Origin of the sequence: Clostridium sp. D53t1_180928_C8, from assembly GCF_015667795.1 — a bacterium.
In the GTDB taxonomy this organism is placed as follows: Bacteria; Bacillota; Clostridia; order Clostridiales; family Clostridiaceae; genus Clostridium.
The window spans coordinates 16,574-35,272 of record NZ_JADPEL010000001.1; the positions used below are offsets into that span (position 1 = coordinate 16,574).

Here is an 18,699-nt window from a genome sequence, read left to right on the forward strand (position 1 = left end):
AGGGGTATCGTATATCGGTAGTACAGTAGTCTCCAAAACTATTAGGCTAGGTTCGATTCCTAGTACCCCTGCCAAAGAAACTAGTAAGATTATCTTGCTAGTTTTTTTTATATTTTTTTATAATATAAAAATTTGTGGGTTTATACAAATAGAACAAATGTTTGAATGAGTTTAATAATTGAGTTAATACTTTAAAATAATGATATATAATTGTAATGTAAAGGAGAAGTTATGGATAGGGCATTAGATATATTAAAACAATATTATGGATACAGTTCATTTAGGGATGGTCAGGAAGAAATAATAAGAGAAATATTAAATGGAAATGATGTTTTAACTATCATGCCAACGGGAGGAGGTAAATCTATTTGTTACCAAGTTCCCGCATTAATATTAGATGGAATAACACTAGTTATATCACCATTAATTTCTCTTATGAAGGACCAGGTAGATAATATAAATAACTTGGGAATTAATTCAGCTTATATTAATTCTTCATTAAGCAGTATAGAAATAAACAATATTTTAGATGCAGCTGCACGAAATGAAATTAAAATATTATATGTTGCTCCAGAAAGATTAGAATCACAAGCTTTTTTAGAGCTTATAGCTAGTATTAATATTTCAATGGTGGCTATAGATGAGGCTCATTGTGTTTCACAATGGGGACATGATTTTAGAAGCAGTTATAGAAGAATAAGTAGAGTGATATCGATTTTAAGAAATAGACCTATTGTTACAGCATTTACAGCTACAGCTACTAGTGAGGTTAGAGAAGACATAATAAAACTTCTTGAATTAAATAATCCTAGAGTATTTATATCAGGATTTGATAGAAAGAATTTGAAGATTACTATAGAAAAAGGCGTAAATAAGAAAAATTATATTTTAGATTATATAAATAATAATAAGGATGAATCAGGAATAATATATGCATCAACTAGAAAAGAAGTTGATGGCCTTTATGATTTATTAATATCAAGAGGATTACAAGTAGAAAAGTATCATGCTGGACTTAGCGATGAATATAGAAAAGAAGCTCAAGAAAGCTTTATATATGACAAATGCAATATAATAATTGCTACTAATGCTTTTGGTATGGGAATAGATAAATCTAATGTTAGGTATGTAATACATTATAATATGCCAAAGAATATTGAAGGGTATTATCAAGAGATAGGTAGAGCAGGAAGAGATGGTGAAGAAAGTGAGTGTATAATGCTATTTTCACCAGGAGATGTTCAGACTCAGAAGTATATTATTGAAACAGCAACAGAAAATAGTGTAAGAAAAGAAAACGAACTTTCTAAATTACAGACTATGATAAATTTAGTTTATACACAAGATTGCTATAGAAAATTTATACTTAATTATTTTGGAGAAGAATATGATGATAAGTGTAATAACTGTAGTAATTGTGAGGCACCAGGTGAGTTAGTAGATAAAAGTGTTGATGCTCAAAAGGTTATATCTTGTGTTTATAGAATGAATCAAAGATTTGGTATAGGAATGGTAGTAGATGTTTTAAGAGGATCAAAAAATAAAAAGGTTTATGAGCTTGGATTTGATGAATTGTCTACCTATGGAATAGTTAAAAATTACACTAAGGATACATTAACAGAATTTATAAATATGTTAATTTCACATGGGTTTTTAAATTACAAAGGTGAATATCCTGTTTTAACATTAAATCAGCTATCTATGGAAATAGTTAAAGGAGAAAGAAAAGTATTTGTTAAAGAACAAGTGGTTAAGAAGATAAAAATAGAAGAGAATGAACTATTTACTATATTAAAAGAATTAAGAATGGATATTTCTAGGGATGAAAAAATTCCGCCATATATGATATTTGGAGATGCTACATTAAAAGAGCTTAGTAATAGAATGCCAGTAACAAAAGAACAATTCTTGGATATAAGTGGAGTCGGAAATTCTAAACTTAATAAATATGGTGAAAAGTTTATGAGTAAAATAAAAAAGTATATAGAAGAAAAAAATATAGAGGTTACTTGGAATTTTAATAAGGCTAAAAATAATAACAATATATCTTTTGATGATATTTTAGATAATGAAGAAAATAAAAATAAAAAAGAGAAAAATAAAAATGGTGAAGAAAAAGTAAAATCACATTATATAACTGTAGATTATATTAGAGCTGGTAAATCTATTAGAGAAGTAGTTAAAGAAAGGGAATTAGCTTTAGTTACAGTTATGGGGCATATTCAGCAATATATTTCTGAAGGAAATAAAGTAGATTTTAAAATACCTTTTGATGAGTTTTTTAATGATGAACAAGAAAAAATAGTTTTAAAAGCTATAGATGAGGTTGGATACAATAAATTAAAGTCTATTAAGGAGGTTGTTCCACAGGAAATTAGCTATGATTCTATAAGAGCAATAGTATTAAAGAAGGTAATTAATGAGATTTACTTATAAACTTACTTATAACCTTTATATGTATTTTTAACTACAGATGAAGACCAGATGTTATTATACGTCTAGAGCATATAGTTTAGAAGTATTGACTATGTTAGCTATAAGCTAAAAATAGGTAAGGTGTATTACAATATATAGACAGTAAATAAAAGTTTTAGTTGACAATTATTATGTTAACATGATAGAATGATTACTGTTGAAGGGGTATCGTATATCGGTAGTACAGTAGTCTCCAAAACTATTAGGCTAGGTTCGATTCCTAGTACCCCTGCCAAAGACTTAGCAAGGTTTGCTAAGTCTTTTTTGTATATAAAAATTTAAAAAAAGTATGGTATAATTATGGCGAAAGTTATGGGGGAAAATGGATGATTAATAAACTTAAGAAGATTATATTTGCTATATTCATTCTATTTATAGTAAATAGAAATCTAGTGTTTGCAGATAGTAATAACGGAGGAATTAATTTCAAAAGAATTACTGTTGAAGATGGATTATCTCAAACAACAGTAGAATATATATATCAGGACTCAGATGGATATATGTGGTTTGGGACTGATAACGGTTTAAATAAATATGATGGTACCAATTTTGAAGTATATAAGTATAAAGGTAAAAATAGAAATAAGGATAGTATATCAGGAGATATTATTGTTGCTATAGAAGAAGATAGTGATGGGTACCTATGGGTTGGAACAACTACTGGATTAAATAGGCTAAATAGAAAAACCGGCGAAGTAAAAAACTATTTAGCTGATGGGAAAAATGGAAGTATATCAAATGGAAATATATGCGAAATATTTATAGATTCAAAAGAAAGAATGTGGATATCTACAGCTGATGGATTAAATTTATATGATAAAAATAGTGATACTTTTACTAGAGTTCTTTATTCTAATAGTTATAATGTTTTAACTAGTCAGTCAATATATAGTATTGTAGAAGATAGTAATAATGTATATTGGATTGCAACTGATAAAGGATTAAATAAATATAATGAGAATACTGGTGAAATAATTAAATATACAAGTACAGATGAAAAGAAATTAATAAGCAATAATTCAATATATGATTTATATATGGATAAAAATAATATATTATGGGTGTCAACAAGTGGTGGTGGATTAAATAAAGTTAATACTAAAACTGAAGAGAGTATAATTTTTAGAAATAATCCTAATGAGAAGGACTCCATTCCATCAGATTATATAAAAAGTATTATAAGAGATTCAAATGGAGATATGTGGATTTGTACAGATAATGGACTAGCTAAGCTTGATGAAAAAACAAATAAATTTACTGTTTATAATTCGAAAATTTATGATACTAGTACTCTTGTTAATGATAGGGTTATAAGTATATGTGAGTCGAAGTTAGGAACCTTATGGATAGGTACATATGATGGATTATGTTTGTTTAATCTTAATGATATTTTTACTACATATAAAAACGATCCATTTAATGATAATACATTGAAAAGTAATATGATAATGGGCATTTATAAGGATAATGATGGGTATATTTGGGTTGGAACTAATGATGAAGGAATAAACATAATAGATAAAGAAAATGATAAGGTATATAGGTTAGATAAGGATGGGGAATTAAATAGCCTATTAACATCTAAAGATATAACAGTTATAAATGGATATGGAAATAAGATATTTATAGGAACTAATAATGGTATAAATATTATTGATAAAGACAAAAAAGAAATATATAGATATTTAGAAAGTGATAGTGAATTTGACAGTGATAGGAGTAAAATAAGAGAAATATTTATTGATAATGATAACTTGGTTTGGATAGGTTCTAGGGGTGGGTTATATACTTTAAATAATGATTATGAATTGAAAAATTTAAATAATATATTTAAAGATAGTGGAATTAATGAGACTTTAGTTTCAAGTGTATATGAGGATGATGATGGTGAAATATGGATTGGAATGAGTGTTGAAGGTGGGTTATTAAGATACAATAAATTAACAGGAGAATTAATAAACTATAAAAGTAGTGATGAAAATGGAATATCACATAATTCAATAAAAGATATTAATGGTGATGGGTTTGGTAACATATGGATAGCGACTAATTATGGATTAAATAAATTTAATAAAAATGAAAATAAATTTACTCAATATACAGAGGAAGATGGACTAGCAAATAATTTTGTATATGGGATATTATTTGATGAAGAAAATAATCCATGGGTTAGTACTAATTATGGATTATCTAAATATGATGTTAATAAAGGAAAATTTATAAATTTTAGCATAAGTGATGGATTACAAGGTAACGAATTTAATGGATATTCATATTTTAAAGCTAAGGATGGAGAAATGTTCTTTGGCGGAATAAGAGGATTAAATAGTTTCTATCCAAAAGACTATAAAGAGAATATTATAAGTAATATTGTGAATATTAGTAATGTGAAAATTGATGGTGAAAGTACTAGTTTTGATGATGTAATTAAAATTAACAGAGACAACAATAGCATACAAATACAATATTTTTTACCTGATTATAGAAATACTTCTAAAATAAAATATTATTATAAGATGGAAGGTATAGACGAATCATGGATAGATGCTGAAAATAGAAATTATGTAAGTTATAATAATTTATCAGCTGGAAATTATAATTTTTTAGTTTTAGCAATGAGCTCCTCAGGAGATATTAGCAAGGTAAGAAGTATAAAAATAATTAAGGAACCACCAATATTTATGACAAAGACTGCATTTGTTATTTATATATTTATGATAGCATTTATAGTATATAGAAGATGGAATAGAGTAAATATATTAAATGGGCTTGTCGAAGAAAGAACTATAGAGTTAAACAATAAATTAATAGAAAATAGAATTCTATATGAAAAGTTAATAAGTCAAGAAAAGAGAAAAAATAATTACTTCATAAACTTATCTCATGAATTAAGAACACCATTGAATGTTATTTTATCTATAGAGCAATTAATAACAGCATTAAATAAAAAGGATGATCATATTAATAAGGAAAAATTAAATAACTATATGGATGCCTTAAGGGGAAATTCTAAGAGATTACTAAAATTAATAAATGATATTATAGATACTACTAAGATAGAAGCAGGTATGTATAGGTTAGATATAACTAATAATGATATTGTTTATTTAGTTGAAGAGTTAGCGTTATCAATGAAGGATTTTATTGAAAGTAAAGGAATTGAATTAATTATAGATCCTGAAATAGAAGAGAAAGTAATTGAGTGTGATACTGGAGAAATTGAAAAATGTATAGTTAATATATTAGGTAATGCAGCTAAGTTTACTAATAATGGGGGAAGAATAGAAATAATAATTAATGAAGAAAATGGCTTTGTTAATGTAAAAATAAGAGATAATGGAATTGGAATAGATGAAAAAGACATTGAAGCTATATTTGATAGATTTGGACAGGCATATAATAAAAAATCAGAAGAGTTTGGCGGAAGTGGAATAGGTTTAAGTCTAAGCAAACAAATAATTGAGTTACATAATGGGAAGTTGTTAGTAAAGAGTAAATTAGGAGAGGGAAGTGAATTTACCATAAGATTGCCAGAAAAACAACCATAATTTGGGATATGATAGATAATATTCATTTAATTGACAAGCAAATATTTATAATGTTAAAATTATATTATGCCTAAATTGAGAGTAATCTGAGTTTAGGCTATCTTTTTAGTACCATAAGGCAAGGAGCAAAAGTATGATAGTTGAAAAAGTTTTAAATAATAATGTAGTTGTTTCAATAGATCCTACAACCAAGAAAGAAGTAATTCTTATGGGAAGTGGTATAGCGTTTAATAAAAAGCCTGGTCAATTAATTGATGGCAAAAAAATAGAAAAAACATTTATAGTAGATGATGAGAATTTAGGAAATAAGATAAAAAAACTGATTAATCAAATTCCGGATGGAATATTTGAACTAACTGATGAAATTATAACTTATGCAATAGTTGAATTAAATGTGGAATTAGACAAACAAATTTATGTTTCATTAGCAGATCACATAGCTTTTGCTGTAAAAAGATTTAAAAATGGAATTACTATAAAGAATGAATTATTAAATGAAATAAGAAGAGTTCATCGAACAGAATTTAGAGTTTCGTTATGGGCTGTTGATTATATAAATAAAAGATTAAATATTAAGCTTCCAGAGGATGAAGCTGGATTTATAGCATTACATTTTGTAAATGCAAGTTATAAAGAAACTACAATGAAATCAGTGGAATCAACTAAAATAATAAAAGATATATTAAATATTATTAAGTATTATTTTGCTATAGAATTAGATGAAGATGATTTAAATTATGATAGATTATTAACTCATCTAAAATATTTTGCAAAAAGAATCGTTAATAACAATCAACATACTAGTACCGATTCCAATTTTGTAGAAGTTATATCAAAAACTTATCCAGAAGCGTATAGATGTGCTAAAAAGATAGGGGAATATATAGCTACACATAATGATTATGAAGTAAATGATGATGAGTTTGTATATTTAACTATGCATATACAAAGAGTTATATCTGTTGCAAGAGAAAAAAAGTGAAAGTTATAGAGTAATAGCCCTAAGCATATTAGCTTAGGGCTATTTATTTAAGCTTGTTTTATCCAGTCAGAATAAGAGGTTGTATAATTATTAGACTTATTTTCTTCAACATATCTATAAAAATCTTCTAAAAATTCAAATTGATCTTTATCATCATGAAGATTAACACCACCAACATTATACTGATAAGATATTATTTGTTCTAATGATAAGTTAGTATTATTCATTAATATTTGATACATTGACATAAATGTAGTTGTTCTGCCTTCGCCAGCATCGCAATGAAAATGAAGGTGTAAATCAGAAGGTTTTGATTTAATAAATTCTATAAATTCATCTACAATTTCAGGTGTAGGTGCTCCATTATCTTTAACTGCATATCTTTTATATTCCATTCCAGCTTTAGTAACTGCAGAAGATTCATTGCTAACGAAATCTACATTTATCTCTTTAAAAAGCATGCCTGTTTTTTTACAAATACTTAAAGGTTCATCAATTTTTATTTTAGATAAAAGATCATTTTCTGTTTTTATTGTTTGTTCTGTAGTGAATCCATTATTTAAATCCTTATTAGAATTAAAGAAACTTATAGCATAATCATTAATTAAACCATGAGATTCTTGTCTTAAATCAATAATACATATATTAGGTTTATTTATAGAATTTTTTAAATTTTCTACTTGTTCAGATGTAAATTGAGCACTACCAGAAAAATTTAAATTAGGAATATCTCTAAATCTATCAGGTAAACCAGCTTTTGAAGTACTATCTCTAATAATTAATGTTTGGTTTTTATTATTACATATAGAACTAAATGGGGAAGCTGATAGTAAATTGAAACTTAAAAATGCAAGGGAAATAAAGATAGATGATTTAAAAATAAATTGCTTCATAAATTAAAGACCTCCAACATTTTATTTGTCTTGTTAATATTTTTTGTTGTAACAAACAAATTTATTCTAAAATCTTTAATATATGATTTATACTATTATTAATATGGCAAAAATATTAATATAATAATTAACAGGAGAGATATAATGAGTGATACTTATCAAGAGAGAAAATATCCAGAAAAGTCATGGTCTATATCTAAAATGAAAACATTAGAAAATTGTGAAAGAGATTATTATTATACGTATTATGGAAGTCATAATGGGTGGATTTATACCAGTACATATGAACAGAAAATAGCATGGAGATTAAAAAAGTTAAGCAACTTATGGATGTGTTTTGGGGATGTTGTTCATAGAGAAATTAAGGGAATAATAAATATATGTAAAAAAGATAAAACAAAGTTTATGAATGCTACAAGATTTAATGAAATTACTTTAAATAAATTAAGAAATATTATACGAGAAAGTATACAGAAATATAATACTAAAGAATGGGATGAGTATCCTAAAGGAATAATGCTTCAAGAATATTATTATGGTGAAAAAATATCAAAACAAATTGGAAATGAGTTAAAGGAAAGGTTAAGTCAATGTGTAAATAATTTTTATGTGTCAAAAACCTTTGAAGAAATTTTGAATAAAGATACTGTAATAATAGAAAATGATGAAGATATATTTAGTAGTATTAATTATGAAGGGTTAAAAGTATACTCCAAAATAGATTTATTATATAAAGATTATGAGGGTTATTATGTAATTGTAGATTGGAAAACAGGAAAAATATCAAATAGTGATAAGGAACAGTTATTAGTATATGCTTGGTATGTAATGGAGCAGTATGGTGTACATTATTCTAGAATAAAAGGAAGAATAGAATATTTATTAGATGGATATGCGGAAGAAATATTATTTAAATTAGAAGATATTGAATATATAAAAAGTAAGGTTTTAAATGATTTAAAAATAATAAATTATTACCTTGATGATATAAATTTGAATAAGGCAAAGAAAAAGGAAGAATTTCAAAAGACATTTAAAACTTATAAATGTGCAAATTGTAAATTTAGAATGTTATGTGAAGATGATAGTGTTTAAAAAAATAGAAGTTGGATAGAACTTAAAAAGAGTTTAATTATTGAATTTAAGTATAGAGGTGAAGTATGAGTTTTATTCAAATTCAAGGTATGATTTTTTTTAGTATTGTTATTTGTTCTATTATTGGTGGAAAAAAGGCTTCCTTAATGGCTAGTATTGTTTGGATTATTGAAACAATACTAATTTATAAAACTAGTAAGATAAATTATTTGCAAATTATATCAGTTTCTTTATCCTTTCAAATAGGAATATTAATTGCTATTGGTAGAGACTTTATAGTGAAAAAGGTTAAGCAAACTTCTGATAAGGAAACTAATTAAAAATAAACCAAAATAATAAAACAGAGGTATTATTTACTTGTTATATAAAAACCTATACTGGTTAATATAATAGTGTAAACAGAAACAACTTAAATGTGAAACAAATATTTGAGTTGAGTTTACAAAATTACCGCTAACCAGAGGAGGAATCGATTATGTCAAAAACATTAGTTCCAGAAGCAAAACAAGGATTAAGTGCATTCAAGAACGAAGTTGCATCAGAAATGGGAGTACCATTTACAGATTACAATGGTAACTTAACATCTAGACAATGTGGTTCCGTAGGTGGTGAAATGGTTAAAAGAATGGTAGAACAATACGAAAGTGGATTAAAATAATCCACCACTAACGGCCACAATCAGACAGGTTAAAGGAAACAATACTTCGAGAGGGTGAGTACTGTTATGGGTGATACACCACCTGAAATTTAATCTATCATTCAAAAGGAAGAGAGATATATTAAAGTAGAATTCTCTACAATAATATATCTCTTTTTCTATTTGTAAATTTTAAAATAGCGTTAAATGCACATGAATATGAGATACTTTATAACTAAGGTAATTTATGTTAAAATATGAACAAAAGTTCGTATAGTAGGTGATATTATGAATAAGGTTAAAATTTTACATTGTGCAGACTTACATTTTGATACGCCATTTAAGGAGTTAAACAAAGAAACTTCTCAAGCAAGTAAAGAAGAATTATTACAAGTATTTAAAAGTATAATAGATTTAACTATAAATGAAAATGTAGAGGTATTACTTATTGCTGGTGATGTTTTTGATAATTTAACAGTGAATAAAAACACCTTATTTTTTATATCAAATCAAATAAAAAGGATAGAAAATGTTAAAGTTTTTATTTCACCTGGAAACCATGATCCATATAATGAAAAATCCTTTTATAGAATGATAAAATGGCCAGAAAATGTTCATATTTTTAATGGAAGTATGAGATTTAAAGAAGTTGAAGAATTAAATTTAATTGTATGGGGTGCAGGATTCAGAAATAATTATGAAGAGAAAACTTTATTAAGAGAAGTTAATGAAGAGAAAGATAAAATAAATATTATGTTAATTCATGGAGAGATAGTATCAGGGAATAGTAAGAATCAATATAATCCTATATATATAAATGATATATATAAATCTAATATTGATTATATTGCATTAGGGCATAGACATAAATTCTCAGGCATATTAAAAGAAGGAAGAACTAGTTATGCATATAGCGGATGTCCTCAAGGAAGAGGTTTTGATGAAGATGGGGAAAAGGGAGTTATAATTGGAGATGTATATAAAGGCGGAACTGATTTAAAGTTTATTAAAACTAGTAAAAGAGAATATGTTATAAAGGAAATTGATATAAGTAATACTAATACTTATGATGAGGTTATATTTAAAATAATAGAAGTAATAGATAGTGAAGATATTAAGAAAAACTTTTATAAAATAATATTAAAAGGACAAATAAAAGAGCACTTTACTTTAAATGAAAGTATATTAATGGAAAAATTAAAGAATAAATTTTATTATATTAAGATTGTTAATGATACTAGTATAGCTATTGATTTAGAGGAATTAAGTAGAGATTATTCTATAAAAGGAAAATTTATAGAAAGTATGTTTAATAAAATTAATAATGCAAATGATGATGAAAAAGAAATATTAGAATTAGCCTTAAAGATAGGAATTAAAGCCCTTTCAGAAGAAGAGGTGAATTTAAATGATTATTAAAAGTATAAATATTATTGCATTTGGTGGTTTAAAAGACAAAGTAATAAATTTAAATAACGGTATAAATATAATATATGGAGAAAATGAGGCTGGAAAAAGTACTATTCAAGCATTTATAAAAATTTGGTTATATGGTATGTCAAATTATAAGGGAAAAGATTATAAACAAAATGAACGACTTAAATATACGCCAATTACAGGTGAAACTATTAGTGGAGAATTATGTGTAGAATTTAGAAGGCAGGAATATATAATTAGAAGAACCTTTGGAAAAAGTAAAAAAGAAGATACTAGTTATATAATAGATGCTATTAGTGGAGAAGAGATAAATTATATTTCAAAAGAAGAACCAGGAAAATACTTTTTTAATATAAATAGAGCAACTTTTGTAAATACTTTATTTATTGGACAATTAGGAGTTGAAGTAAGAAAAGATAAGGAAGAAGAAATAATAGATAAAATATCTAACTCCATAGGAATAGAAGAAGGACAAGTATCAGCAGATGTTGCTATTTTAAAGTTAAATAAATATAAAAAGACAATTTCTAATATAAGAAAAAATGGAACTTTAGATTTGTTAAATGAAAAATATAGTAACTTACTTAGTGAAAGATATGAAGCTTATAACCTATCAAATCATAATTTAGAGAATGAGGAGTTATTAATTAATCTAAATGATGAAAAGAATAATTTAAATAATGAAATTAATAATCTAGATATTTATAAAAAGTTTCTAAAAAAAACAAAGCTAAAAAAAGAATATGAAGAAATAACAGAATATTTTAAGAAAAAACAAGAGTTAAAAAATAAGGAAGAATATATTAATAAGATATTAACTTATAATAATGAGGAAATAAATTATGGATTTATAAATGAATTAAGAGAAGAGTATGCATTGTATTTAAGTATATTAGATACAAGTGAAGAAGAAAAAGAGAAAATCAGAATAAAAAAAGAAAAAATAAGTTTATTAAAATCACCGTTAGATAAGTATGATTATGTTGAACAATTACCTAAAAATATATTAAGTATTTTAGAAAAATTAAAAATTAGAAAAGAGTTATTAAAGGAGAAGGTTGATATAAATAAATCTATAGAAAATGAAATTGAATTTCTGACTCTTAAGCAGAAAGAAGCAAAAAATATAATCGGAAATTCTTTTGTAATTAGTGAATTTAGGGAAGATATTGAAACATTATTAAATACTTATGAAGAAAAACTAAAAGAGTTAAAATGTTTGGTGGAAGATAATAGGGAAATTAAGAAGAACAATATATTTTACTTATCTTTATCAGTAATTTCTATAATGTCTATGGTACTTTCAGTTGTTTTAAAAAGTAAAGTACTAAGTATTATAACACTTACAATATTTTTTGCAGCTATGTCTATTTTATTAATCAATATTTATATTAATAAAAGTTTTAAAAATCATAATAAAAAAATTGAGGCTATAAAAAAGAATATAGGTGAAATAGAGAGTGATTTAAATTATTATTGTGAAAAATTAAAAATTGATAGTTATAAGGAATTATTTAAAAAATTAAAAGTATATGATGATTATAGAAAACTTGAAATTAAAATTAATGAAAAAATTAAAGATAAGCTCTTGCAGAAAAAATTATTAGATTTAGATAAAGCTATAAATGAATATGACAGTATAGGTAAAGAGATAAATAGGTATTTAACTATTTCAAGAATAGATAATTTAGAACAGCTTATAAAGGATGTTAATAAGTATGAAGAATCATATAAAGGATTAGATATTTTAGAGATTGAACTTAAGAATTTAAAGCTAAATTTAGAGAGAATAATAGAACAATTAGAAATTAGGGAGAAGAAGGTAAAGAGGAAGTTAAAAAGTATAGGATTTGATAATATAGATCTTTTAGAAGTTGAGGAAATCTTAGATGAGTTAGAAGAAAAACTTAAGCTTAGAGCAGAAATAAATAAAAGTTTAGCATCAGTAGAAGAGACATATTCAGTTTTGACAAAAGGAAAGAATATAGATTCAATAAAAGCAGAATTAGCAGATGTAATTAATATCAACTTTAAATACTCTTATGAAAATGAGGAAGAAATAGATTCGGTTATAAAAGAAAAGAATTTAAGATTGTTAAATGTTGAGAAGAAAATTAAAGATGTTGAGAATGAAATAAAAAATAGATTTAATGGAAAGAGAACAATACCTAGTATAGAGGAAGAAATTAAATTTGTTGAGAGCAAAATAATAGAAAATGAAAAACAGTTTGAAGCAACTAAGATTGCTTTAAATGTATTAGAAGAGTCATATCAAGAAATAAGAAAAAGTTTTGGTCCAGCACTTAATAAAAATGTAATAGATTCATTTAGTAAATTTACAGATGAAAAATATAATGAGGTTATGGTAGCTGACAATTACGAGATGAAAGTTAGAAATAAAAACAATGTTTTTCAGGCAGAAAGATTAAGTAATGGAGCAAATGATCAATTAAATTTATCTCTTAGACTAGCATTTATAGAAATGATATTTAAGAATAAAGATATATCAATATATTTAGATGATGCTTTTGTTCAATATGACGATAAAAGAATAGAAAGAACAATTAAATATTTAGTTAGTGAAAATTTTAAACAATGTATCATATTTACTTGTCAACATAGGGAAGAGAATATAATTTTAAAAAGTAATATAAAATATAGATACATTAAATTAACATTATAAAGTATAATTTTATATGGATTAAATAGGAAAAATAGTCTAAACTTAAGAGTGTAGATTTATTTAAAGAGGTAATAAGTAGATGAAAAAATCGTTAAATTATTATAAAAACAATATAAATAAAGTTAATGATAAATTAAAAAAACTGGAAAAGAAGCTTTTGGTATTTTCAAGTATACGTTTCATAGTAGTTATTGTAAGTTTTGTATCTATGTATTACTACTATAAGAAAAATAGTATTGAAGGTATTGGATTTAGTTTTATATTTGGATTAATTATATTTTTAGTAATTGCATTTTTTCATAATGAAAAAATAAATTATAAAAAAAAATTATTAACAATGTTAAAGTACTATGAAAATGGAATAAAGAGGCTAGATAGTACATGGAAGGAATTTAATGATATAGGTAAAGAATTTATAGATAGGAATCATAACTTTTCAAGTGACTTAGATATATTTGGGAAAAATTCGTTATTTCAATGGATAAATATAACTAAAACTAGTTTTGGTAGAAAAAAATTAGCAAATAAGATGATGATAAATAATTTACCTACAAGATATGAAATACAAGAAGCTCAAGAGGCTATAAGAGAATTGACTAATAAGAGGGAGTTTTGTGAAAAACTTTATTTTGAAGCCAGTATAGAGAATAAGAAAAAAGAGAATATTCAAGAACTATTAAATTGGGGTAAAAGTGAGGAAAAAAATAGCTTCACAACAAAATATATATCATATATTTTTATTTCTGTAACTGCAATAATTATATTTTTATCAATTATAGGACGTATTTCAATAACATATTTATTATTAGATTTGATGATAAATTATTTAGTTATTAAGCTGTTAACCAAGAGATTAAGTAGTGTAATAGATACATTTATAAAAAATAAGAGAGAAATAATTAAATATAGTAGCTTATTAGGATTGATACAAGATGAAAAATTTGAGTCTAAAAAATTAGTAGAATTACAAAAAGAGCTAGTAGGATCTAATATAAATTGTAAAAATGAGATGAAAAAGTTGAAAAATATAGTTAGTTGGATAGGTGATAGCACATCAAATGCTTATTATCTTATAATAAATGTATTTTTAATGAGTGATATTTTTATTCTTTACAATTTGGAGGAATGGAGAATTAAGAATGGGTATAAATTAGAAAAATGGCTTGAAATAATGGGGGAAATAGAAGCATTAGTTAGTTTATCTACTTTAGCATTTGAACATGAAGATTGGGTTTATCCTAGTATATCAGGTATAAATGAAATTGAAGCTAAAGAATTATCGCATCCATTATTAGGAGAAAGAGCTAAGTCAAATGATTTTAAGCTTAATGGTAGTGAAAAAGTAGCTTTAATTACAGGCTCTAATATGTCTGGAAAGAGTACTTTTTTAAGAACTATAGGATTTAATATGATTTTAACTTATTTAGGATTACCAACTTGTTCAAAAGGATTTAAGTGCGGAATTAGTAATATTTATACTTGTATGAGGACTCAAGATAATTTAGAAGAAAATATATCATCATTTTATGCTGAAATATTAAGGATAAAATTAGTTATAGAGGCAGCAAAATCAGGAGAAAAGGTATTTTTCTTATTAGATGAAATATTTAAGGGGACTAATTCAAATGATAGACATGATGGGGCAAGAATATTAATAGAACAGCTTGTTAAACTTCAAGGGGTTGGATTAGTTTCTACTCATGATTTAGAGCTATGTAATTTGGAGAAAGAAAAAAGTTGGTTAGTTAACTATAATTTTAGGGAATATTATAAAAATGATAAAATTAATTTTGATTATATTCTTAGAAGAGGTAAAAGTGAAACGCAAAATGCAAAACATCTTATGAAACTAGCTGGTATTGATATAGAAGATTAAGTTTTTAAAAGTATTTTTTGTGTTAAGAGTTGAAAGAAAGCTATTAAAGGTTTAAATAAATTTATAATAGCTTTCTTTCAACTAGTAAAAGGGGGGGAGAATTTTGGCTTTTATAATAATAGATTTAGAGTTTAATAATTTAAGTGGAATACATAAGTGTATTCCTAATGTATATAATGATTATCCTAATCTAAAAAAGTTAGATTTAGTAAATGAAATAATAGAAATAGGGGCAGTTAAATTAGATGCTCATATGCAACCATGTGAAGAATTAAAAGTATTTATAAAACCGTCGGTTATTCCAGTAATAAATCCTAAAATATTAGATATAACTAAAATAGATATAAAAGATTTAGAAAATGGAATTGGGTTTATAGAAGGTCTTAACAAATTGAAAAATATGGTAAAAGAAGGGGATATAATTTGTTCTTGGGCTAAGGATGATATAGCTGAAATAATAAAGAATGCTAATTATTATGGATATAATGATTTAAGTTGGATTAATAATTATTTAGACATTCAAGAATATGTTACAAAGATACTAGGGTTTAGAAAATCTTTGAGTTTAAAAAATGCACTTAAAGCATTAAAGATAAAAGTAAATGAAGATTCGTTACATGACGCTTTAAATGATTCTATATATACAGCACATGTGTTTAAAAATGTATATAATGCAAGAGCTATAAAAAGGTATATAATAGAGGATATTTATAAAATGCCAGCATTAGAAGTAAGATCTCTAGAGGGTATAGAGTTAAATTATGATAAAATAAATCAGATATGTCCTAAGTGTCAAAGAAAAATAGAGATTGCCTATCCGTTTAGTATAGTTGGATGGAGATTTATTTCCCTTGGAAAATGTACAAAGTGCAATAGTAAGATTTTAGATGAACTTATTGTTAGAAAGAGTTTATGTGGAGAGGAAATATATAAAGAAGTTGCAACTGTAATAGATGAATATGACTATTTAAGATATGAAAATAAATTAAAGCATAAGCTTTATAATTAAATAGATATTAATTAAGAAATTATTAAAATTTAAATATAATATAACAATTAAATTTTATATATGATAAAATGAAAATAAAGTATGATTTAAAGGAAAGGAAGAAGATATGAATATTGCATTTCTTTTAACTCCTAAAAATGAGGTAATTTATGAATATATAGATGCTACAATGAGACAAGTAATTGAGCGAATGGAGCATCATGGTTATACAGCAATACCACTAATAGACAAGCATGGAAGGTATGTTGGAACTTTAACAGAGGGAGATTTGTTATGGAAATTAAAGAATACTGCAAATCTTAATTTTAAAAATACTGAAAATGTTAAAGTAAGTGAAATAGCTATAAGAACTAAGCATAAAAGTGTTTCCATTAATGCTGATGTTGAAAGCATTATTAGATTAGCTACCACTCAGAATTTTGTGCCAGTAGTCGATGATGAAGGTATATTTATAGGAATAATAAAGCGTAGTGACATAATAAATTATTGTTACAATGCAATCAAAAAAAATAAAAAAATATTATAGAGAATAATTTAAGCTACTTAATTCGAAGTAGCTTTTTTTGTTTGTTTTACTTGTATAAAATTTACTGGTGCCTTAAAATTAAATATGAAATGTTTTTACAAAGGAGTGTGTATTATGTCAGTTAAAGTAAATGAAAATTCAATGGAAAATCTTTTAAAGGATTTTGATGTTAAGAAAATTAATTCAGGCGATATATTAAAGGGGCAAATAATAGATGTTAACGAAAAGGAAGTTACGGTTAACATTAACTATGCTTTTGATGGAGTAATAACAAAAGAAGAGTTAGTAGTAGGGGAGGTTTCACCATTAGAAGTAGTTAAACCTGGTGATACATTAGATGTATACGTTATTTCTCCAAATGATGGAGAAGGATATGTTCAACTTTCTAGATTAAGAGCTTTACAAATAACAGAAAAAGAAGATTTAAAAAAAGCTTTTAAAAATCAAGAAGTTATAAAGGTATTGGTAAAAGAAGAAGTTAAAGGTGGATTAGTTGCTTATTATGGTTCAATTAGAGTGTTTATTCCAGCTTCATTAGCTTCAAGAGAAAGAATAGAGTTAAGCACTTTATTAGAAAAAGAAATTGAAGTGAAGTTAACAGAACTAGATTTAAGAAACAGAAAAGTTATTGCCTCTAGAAGAATATTGGAAGAAGAGGCTTATCAAGTAAAGAAAAAAGAGCTTTGGAAAAATGTAAAGAGTGGAGAAAAAAGAGAAGGTATAGTTAAAAAAATAATTAAAGCAGGCGCTATTGTAGATATTGGAGGAATTACTGGATTAATTCATATTAACGATTTATCTTGGCAAAGAGTTAAAAGAGTTGAAGATATAGTAAATATAGGAGATAAAGTTTCTGTATTTGTAGGAGATGTAGATGCTACTAATGAAAGAGTATCTTTAATATTAAAAGATGTTGATAAGGAACCTTGGAAGGTTCATGCTGATACTATAAAAGCAGGAGATGTAGTTGAAGGAAAAGTAGTTAAATTCATGTCTTTTGGAGCATTTGTAGAATTATTCCCAGGTGTTGAAGGATTAGTTCACATAAATGAAATTACTGATGAGAATATAGCTAAACCTTCAGATGCTCTTGAAGTAGGGCAAATGGTTAAAGTTAAAGTTCTTGATGTTAACAAGGAAAATAAGAGAATATCTTTAAGTATTAAAGATGCAGTTGAAAGATCAACTGAATATATGCAATATAATGATGAAGAAGAAGGGATAACTCTTGGAGAACTTTTTAAAGGGCTTTTTTAAGTAAGGGTTAAAGAATAAAACTGCTAATTAAAGCTTAGATGCCGTGATGCCGAAAATTAATGATATAACCTACATTAAGTAATATAATTTTGCTAAGAATTTATATTATTATTTCCATAAAACCAGCTAAAGCTTCGAAGCGCCTAATGGTCGCCTCAGCTTCTTAATGCTAGTTTTATTACAGTAATAATTAAATACTAAAGCTTATTATATGATACTTTCTTCCGGTAATATCATTAAATTTTCTCTATCACTGGCTTTAAAACTTAAGTCTGCAATTA

The 18,699-nt window shown here is 25.4% G+C and carries 13 protein-coding genes and 2 tRNA genes; 14 read left to right on the forward strand and 1 reads right to left on the reverse strand.

Translation table 11 applies throughout. The features are described from left to right. The 5 genes from I4V51_RS00065 to I4V51_RS00085 all read left to right on the forward strand — a co-directional run bounded on the left by I4V51_RS00065 (position 1) and on the right by I4V51_RS00085 (position 7,005). A tRNA-Trp gene (locus tag I4V51_RS00065) sits at positions 1-74 on the forward strand. A gap of 157 nt (positions 75-231) precedes the next feature. Beyond that, positions 232-2,436: a DNA helicase RecQ gene (recQ, locus tag I4V51_RS00070; RefSeq protein ID WP_195986294.1), complete on the forward strand. Its 2,205-nt coding sequence runs from the start codon at positions 232-234 to the stop codon at positions 2,434-2,436. A 200-nt stretch (positions 2,437-2,636) separates the two neighbouring features. Then, positions 2,637-2,710 (forward strand) — tRNA-Trp (locus tag I4V51_RS00075). A 91-nt stretch (positions 2,711-2,801) separates the two neighbouring features. Beyond that, entirely contained in the window at positions 2,802-6,023 is a 3,222-nt protein-coding gene (locus I4V51_RS00080) for a sensor histidine kinase (protein WP_195986295.1), read from the forward strand. 133 nt (positions 6,024-6,156) lie between these two features. After that, complete coding sequence (locus I4V51_RS00085) at positions 6,157-7,005, forward strand: PRD domain-containing protein (RefSeq protein WP_195986296.1); 849 nt, start codon at positions 6,157-6,159, stop codon at positions 7,003-7,005. Positions 7,006-7,052: 47 nt separating this feature from the next. Here the strand turns inward: I4V51_RS00085 and I4V51_RS00090 are convergent, their stop codons facing one another. Then, complete coding sequence (locus I4V51_RS00090) at positions 7,053-7,898, reverse strand: phosphatase (RefSeq protein WP_195986297.1); 846 nt, start codon at positions 7,896-7,898, stop codon at positions 7,053-7,055. Between the two features lie 144 nt (positions 7,899-8,042). On the opposite strand from I4V51_RS00090, the gene I4V51_RS00095 reads away from it, so the two are divergent. From I4V51_RS00095 to rpsA, 9 genes are all read left to right on the forward strand, one after another. Then, a complete protein-coding gene (locus tag I4V51_RS00095; protein WP_195986298.1) occupies positions 8,043-8,993 on the forward strand; it encodes a PD-(D/E)XK nuclease family protein in 951 nt (316 codons plus the stop codon). 65 nt (positions 8,994-9,058) lie between these two features. After that, the gene (locus I4V51_RS00100; protein ID WP_195986299.1) at positions 9,059-9,313 is read left to right on the forward strand and encodes a hypothetical protein; all 255 of its coding nucleotides are present in this window, start codon (positions 9,059-9,061) and stop codon (positions 9,311-9,313) included. A gap of 155 nt (positions 9,314-9,468) precedes the next feature. Next, positions 9,469-9,651, forward strand: a complete 183-nt coding sequence (locus I4V51_RS00105; RefSeq protein WP_195986300.1) for an alpha/beta-type small acid-soluble spore protein — start codon at positions 9,469-9,471, stop codon at positions 9,649-9,651. A gap of 267 nt (positions 9,652-9,918) precedes the next feature. Continuing rightward, positions 9,919-11,049, forward strand: coding sequence for a DNA repair exonuclease (locus I4V51_RS00110; RefSeq protein WP_195986301.1), 1,131 nt, complete (start codon positions 9,919-9,921; stop codon positions 11,047-11,049). After that, positions 11,039-13,750 (forward strand): AAA family ATPase, encoded by a 2,712-nt coding sequence (locus I4V51_RS00115; protein WP_195986302.1) that lies wholly within the window; start codon positions 11,039-11,041, stop codon positions 13,748-13,750. The genes I4V51_RS00110 and I4V51_RS00115 overlap by 11 nt, the downstream gene beginning before the upstream one ends. Positions 13,751-13,829: 79 nt before the next feature. Next, on the forward strand, positions 13,830-15,626 hold the full coding sequence (locus I4V51_RS00120; RefSeq protein WP_195986303.1) for a DNA mismatch repair protein MutS: 1,797 nt from the start codon (positions 13,830-13,832) through the stop codon (positions 15,624-15,626). A 103-nt stretch (positions 15,627-15,729) separates the two neighbouring features. Next, positions 15,730-16,635 carry a 3'-5' exonuclease gene (locus I4V51_RS00125; RefSeq protein WP_195986304.1) on the forward strand — a complete coding sequence of 302 codons (906 nt, stop codon included), beginning with the start codon at positions 15,730-15,732 and terminating at the stop codon, positions 16,633-16,635. Positions 16,636-16,741: 106 nt separating this feature from the next. After that, a complete protein-coding gene (locus I4V51_RS00130) occupies positions 16,742-17,161 on the forward strand; it encodes a CBS domain-containing protein (RefSeq protein WP_195467314.1) in 420 nt (139 codons plus the stop codon). A 114-nt stretch (positions 17,162-17,275) separates the two neighbouring features. After that, the gene (rpsA, locus tag I4V51_RS00135; RefSeq protein WP_195986305.1) at positions 17,276-18,418 is read left to right on the forward strand and encodes a 30S ribosomal protein S1; all 1,143 of its coding nucleotides are present in this window, start codon (positions 17,276-17,278) and stop codon (positions 18,416-18,418) included. Positions 18,419-18,699 lie beyond the last annotated feature (281 nt).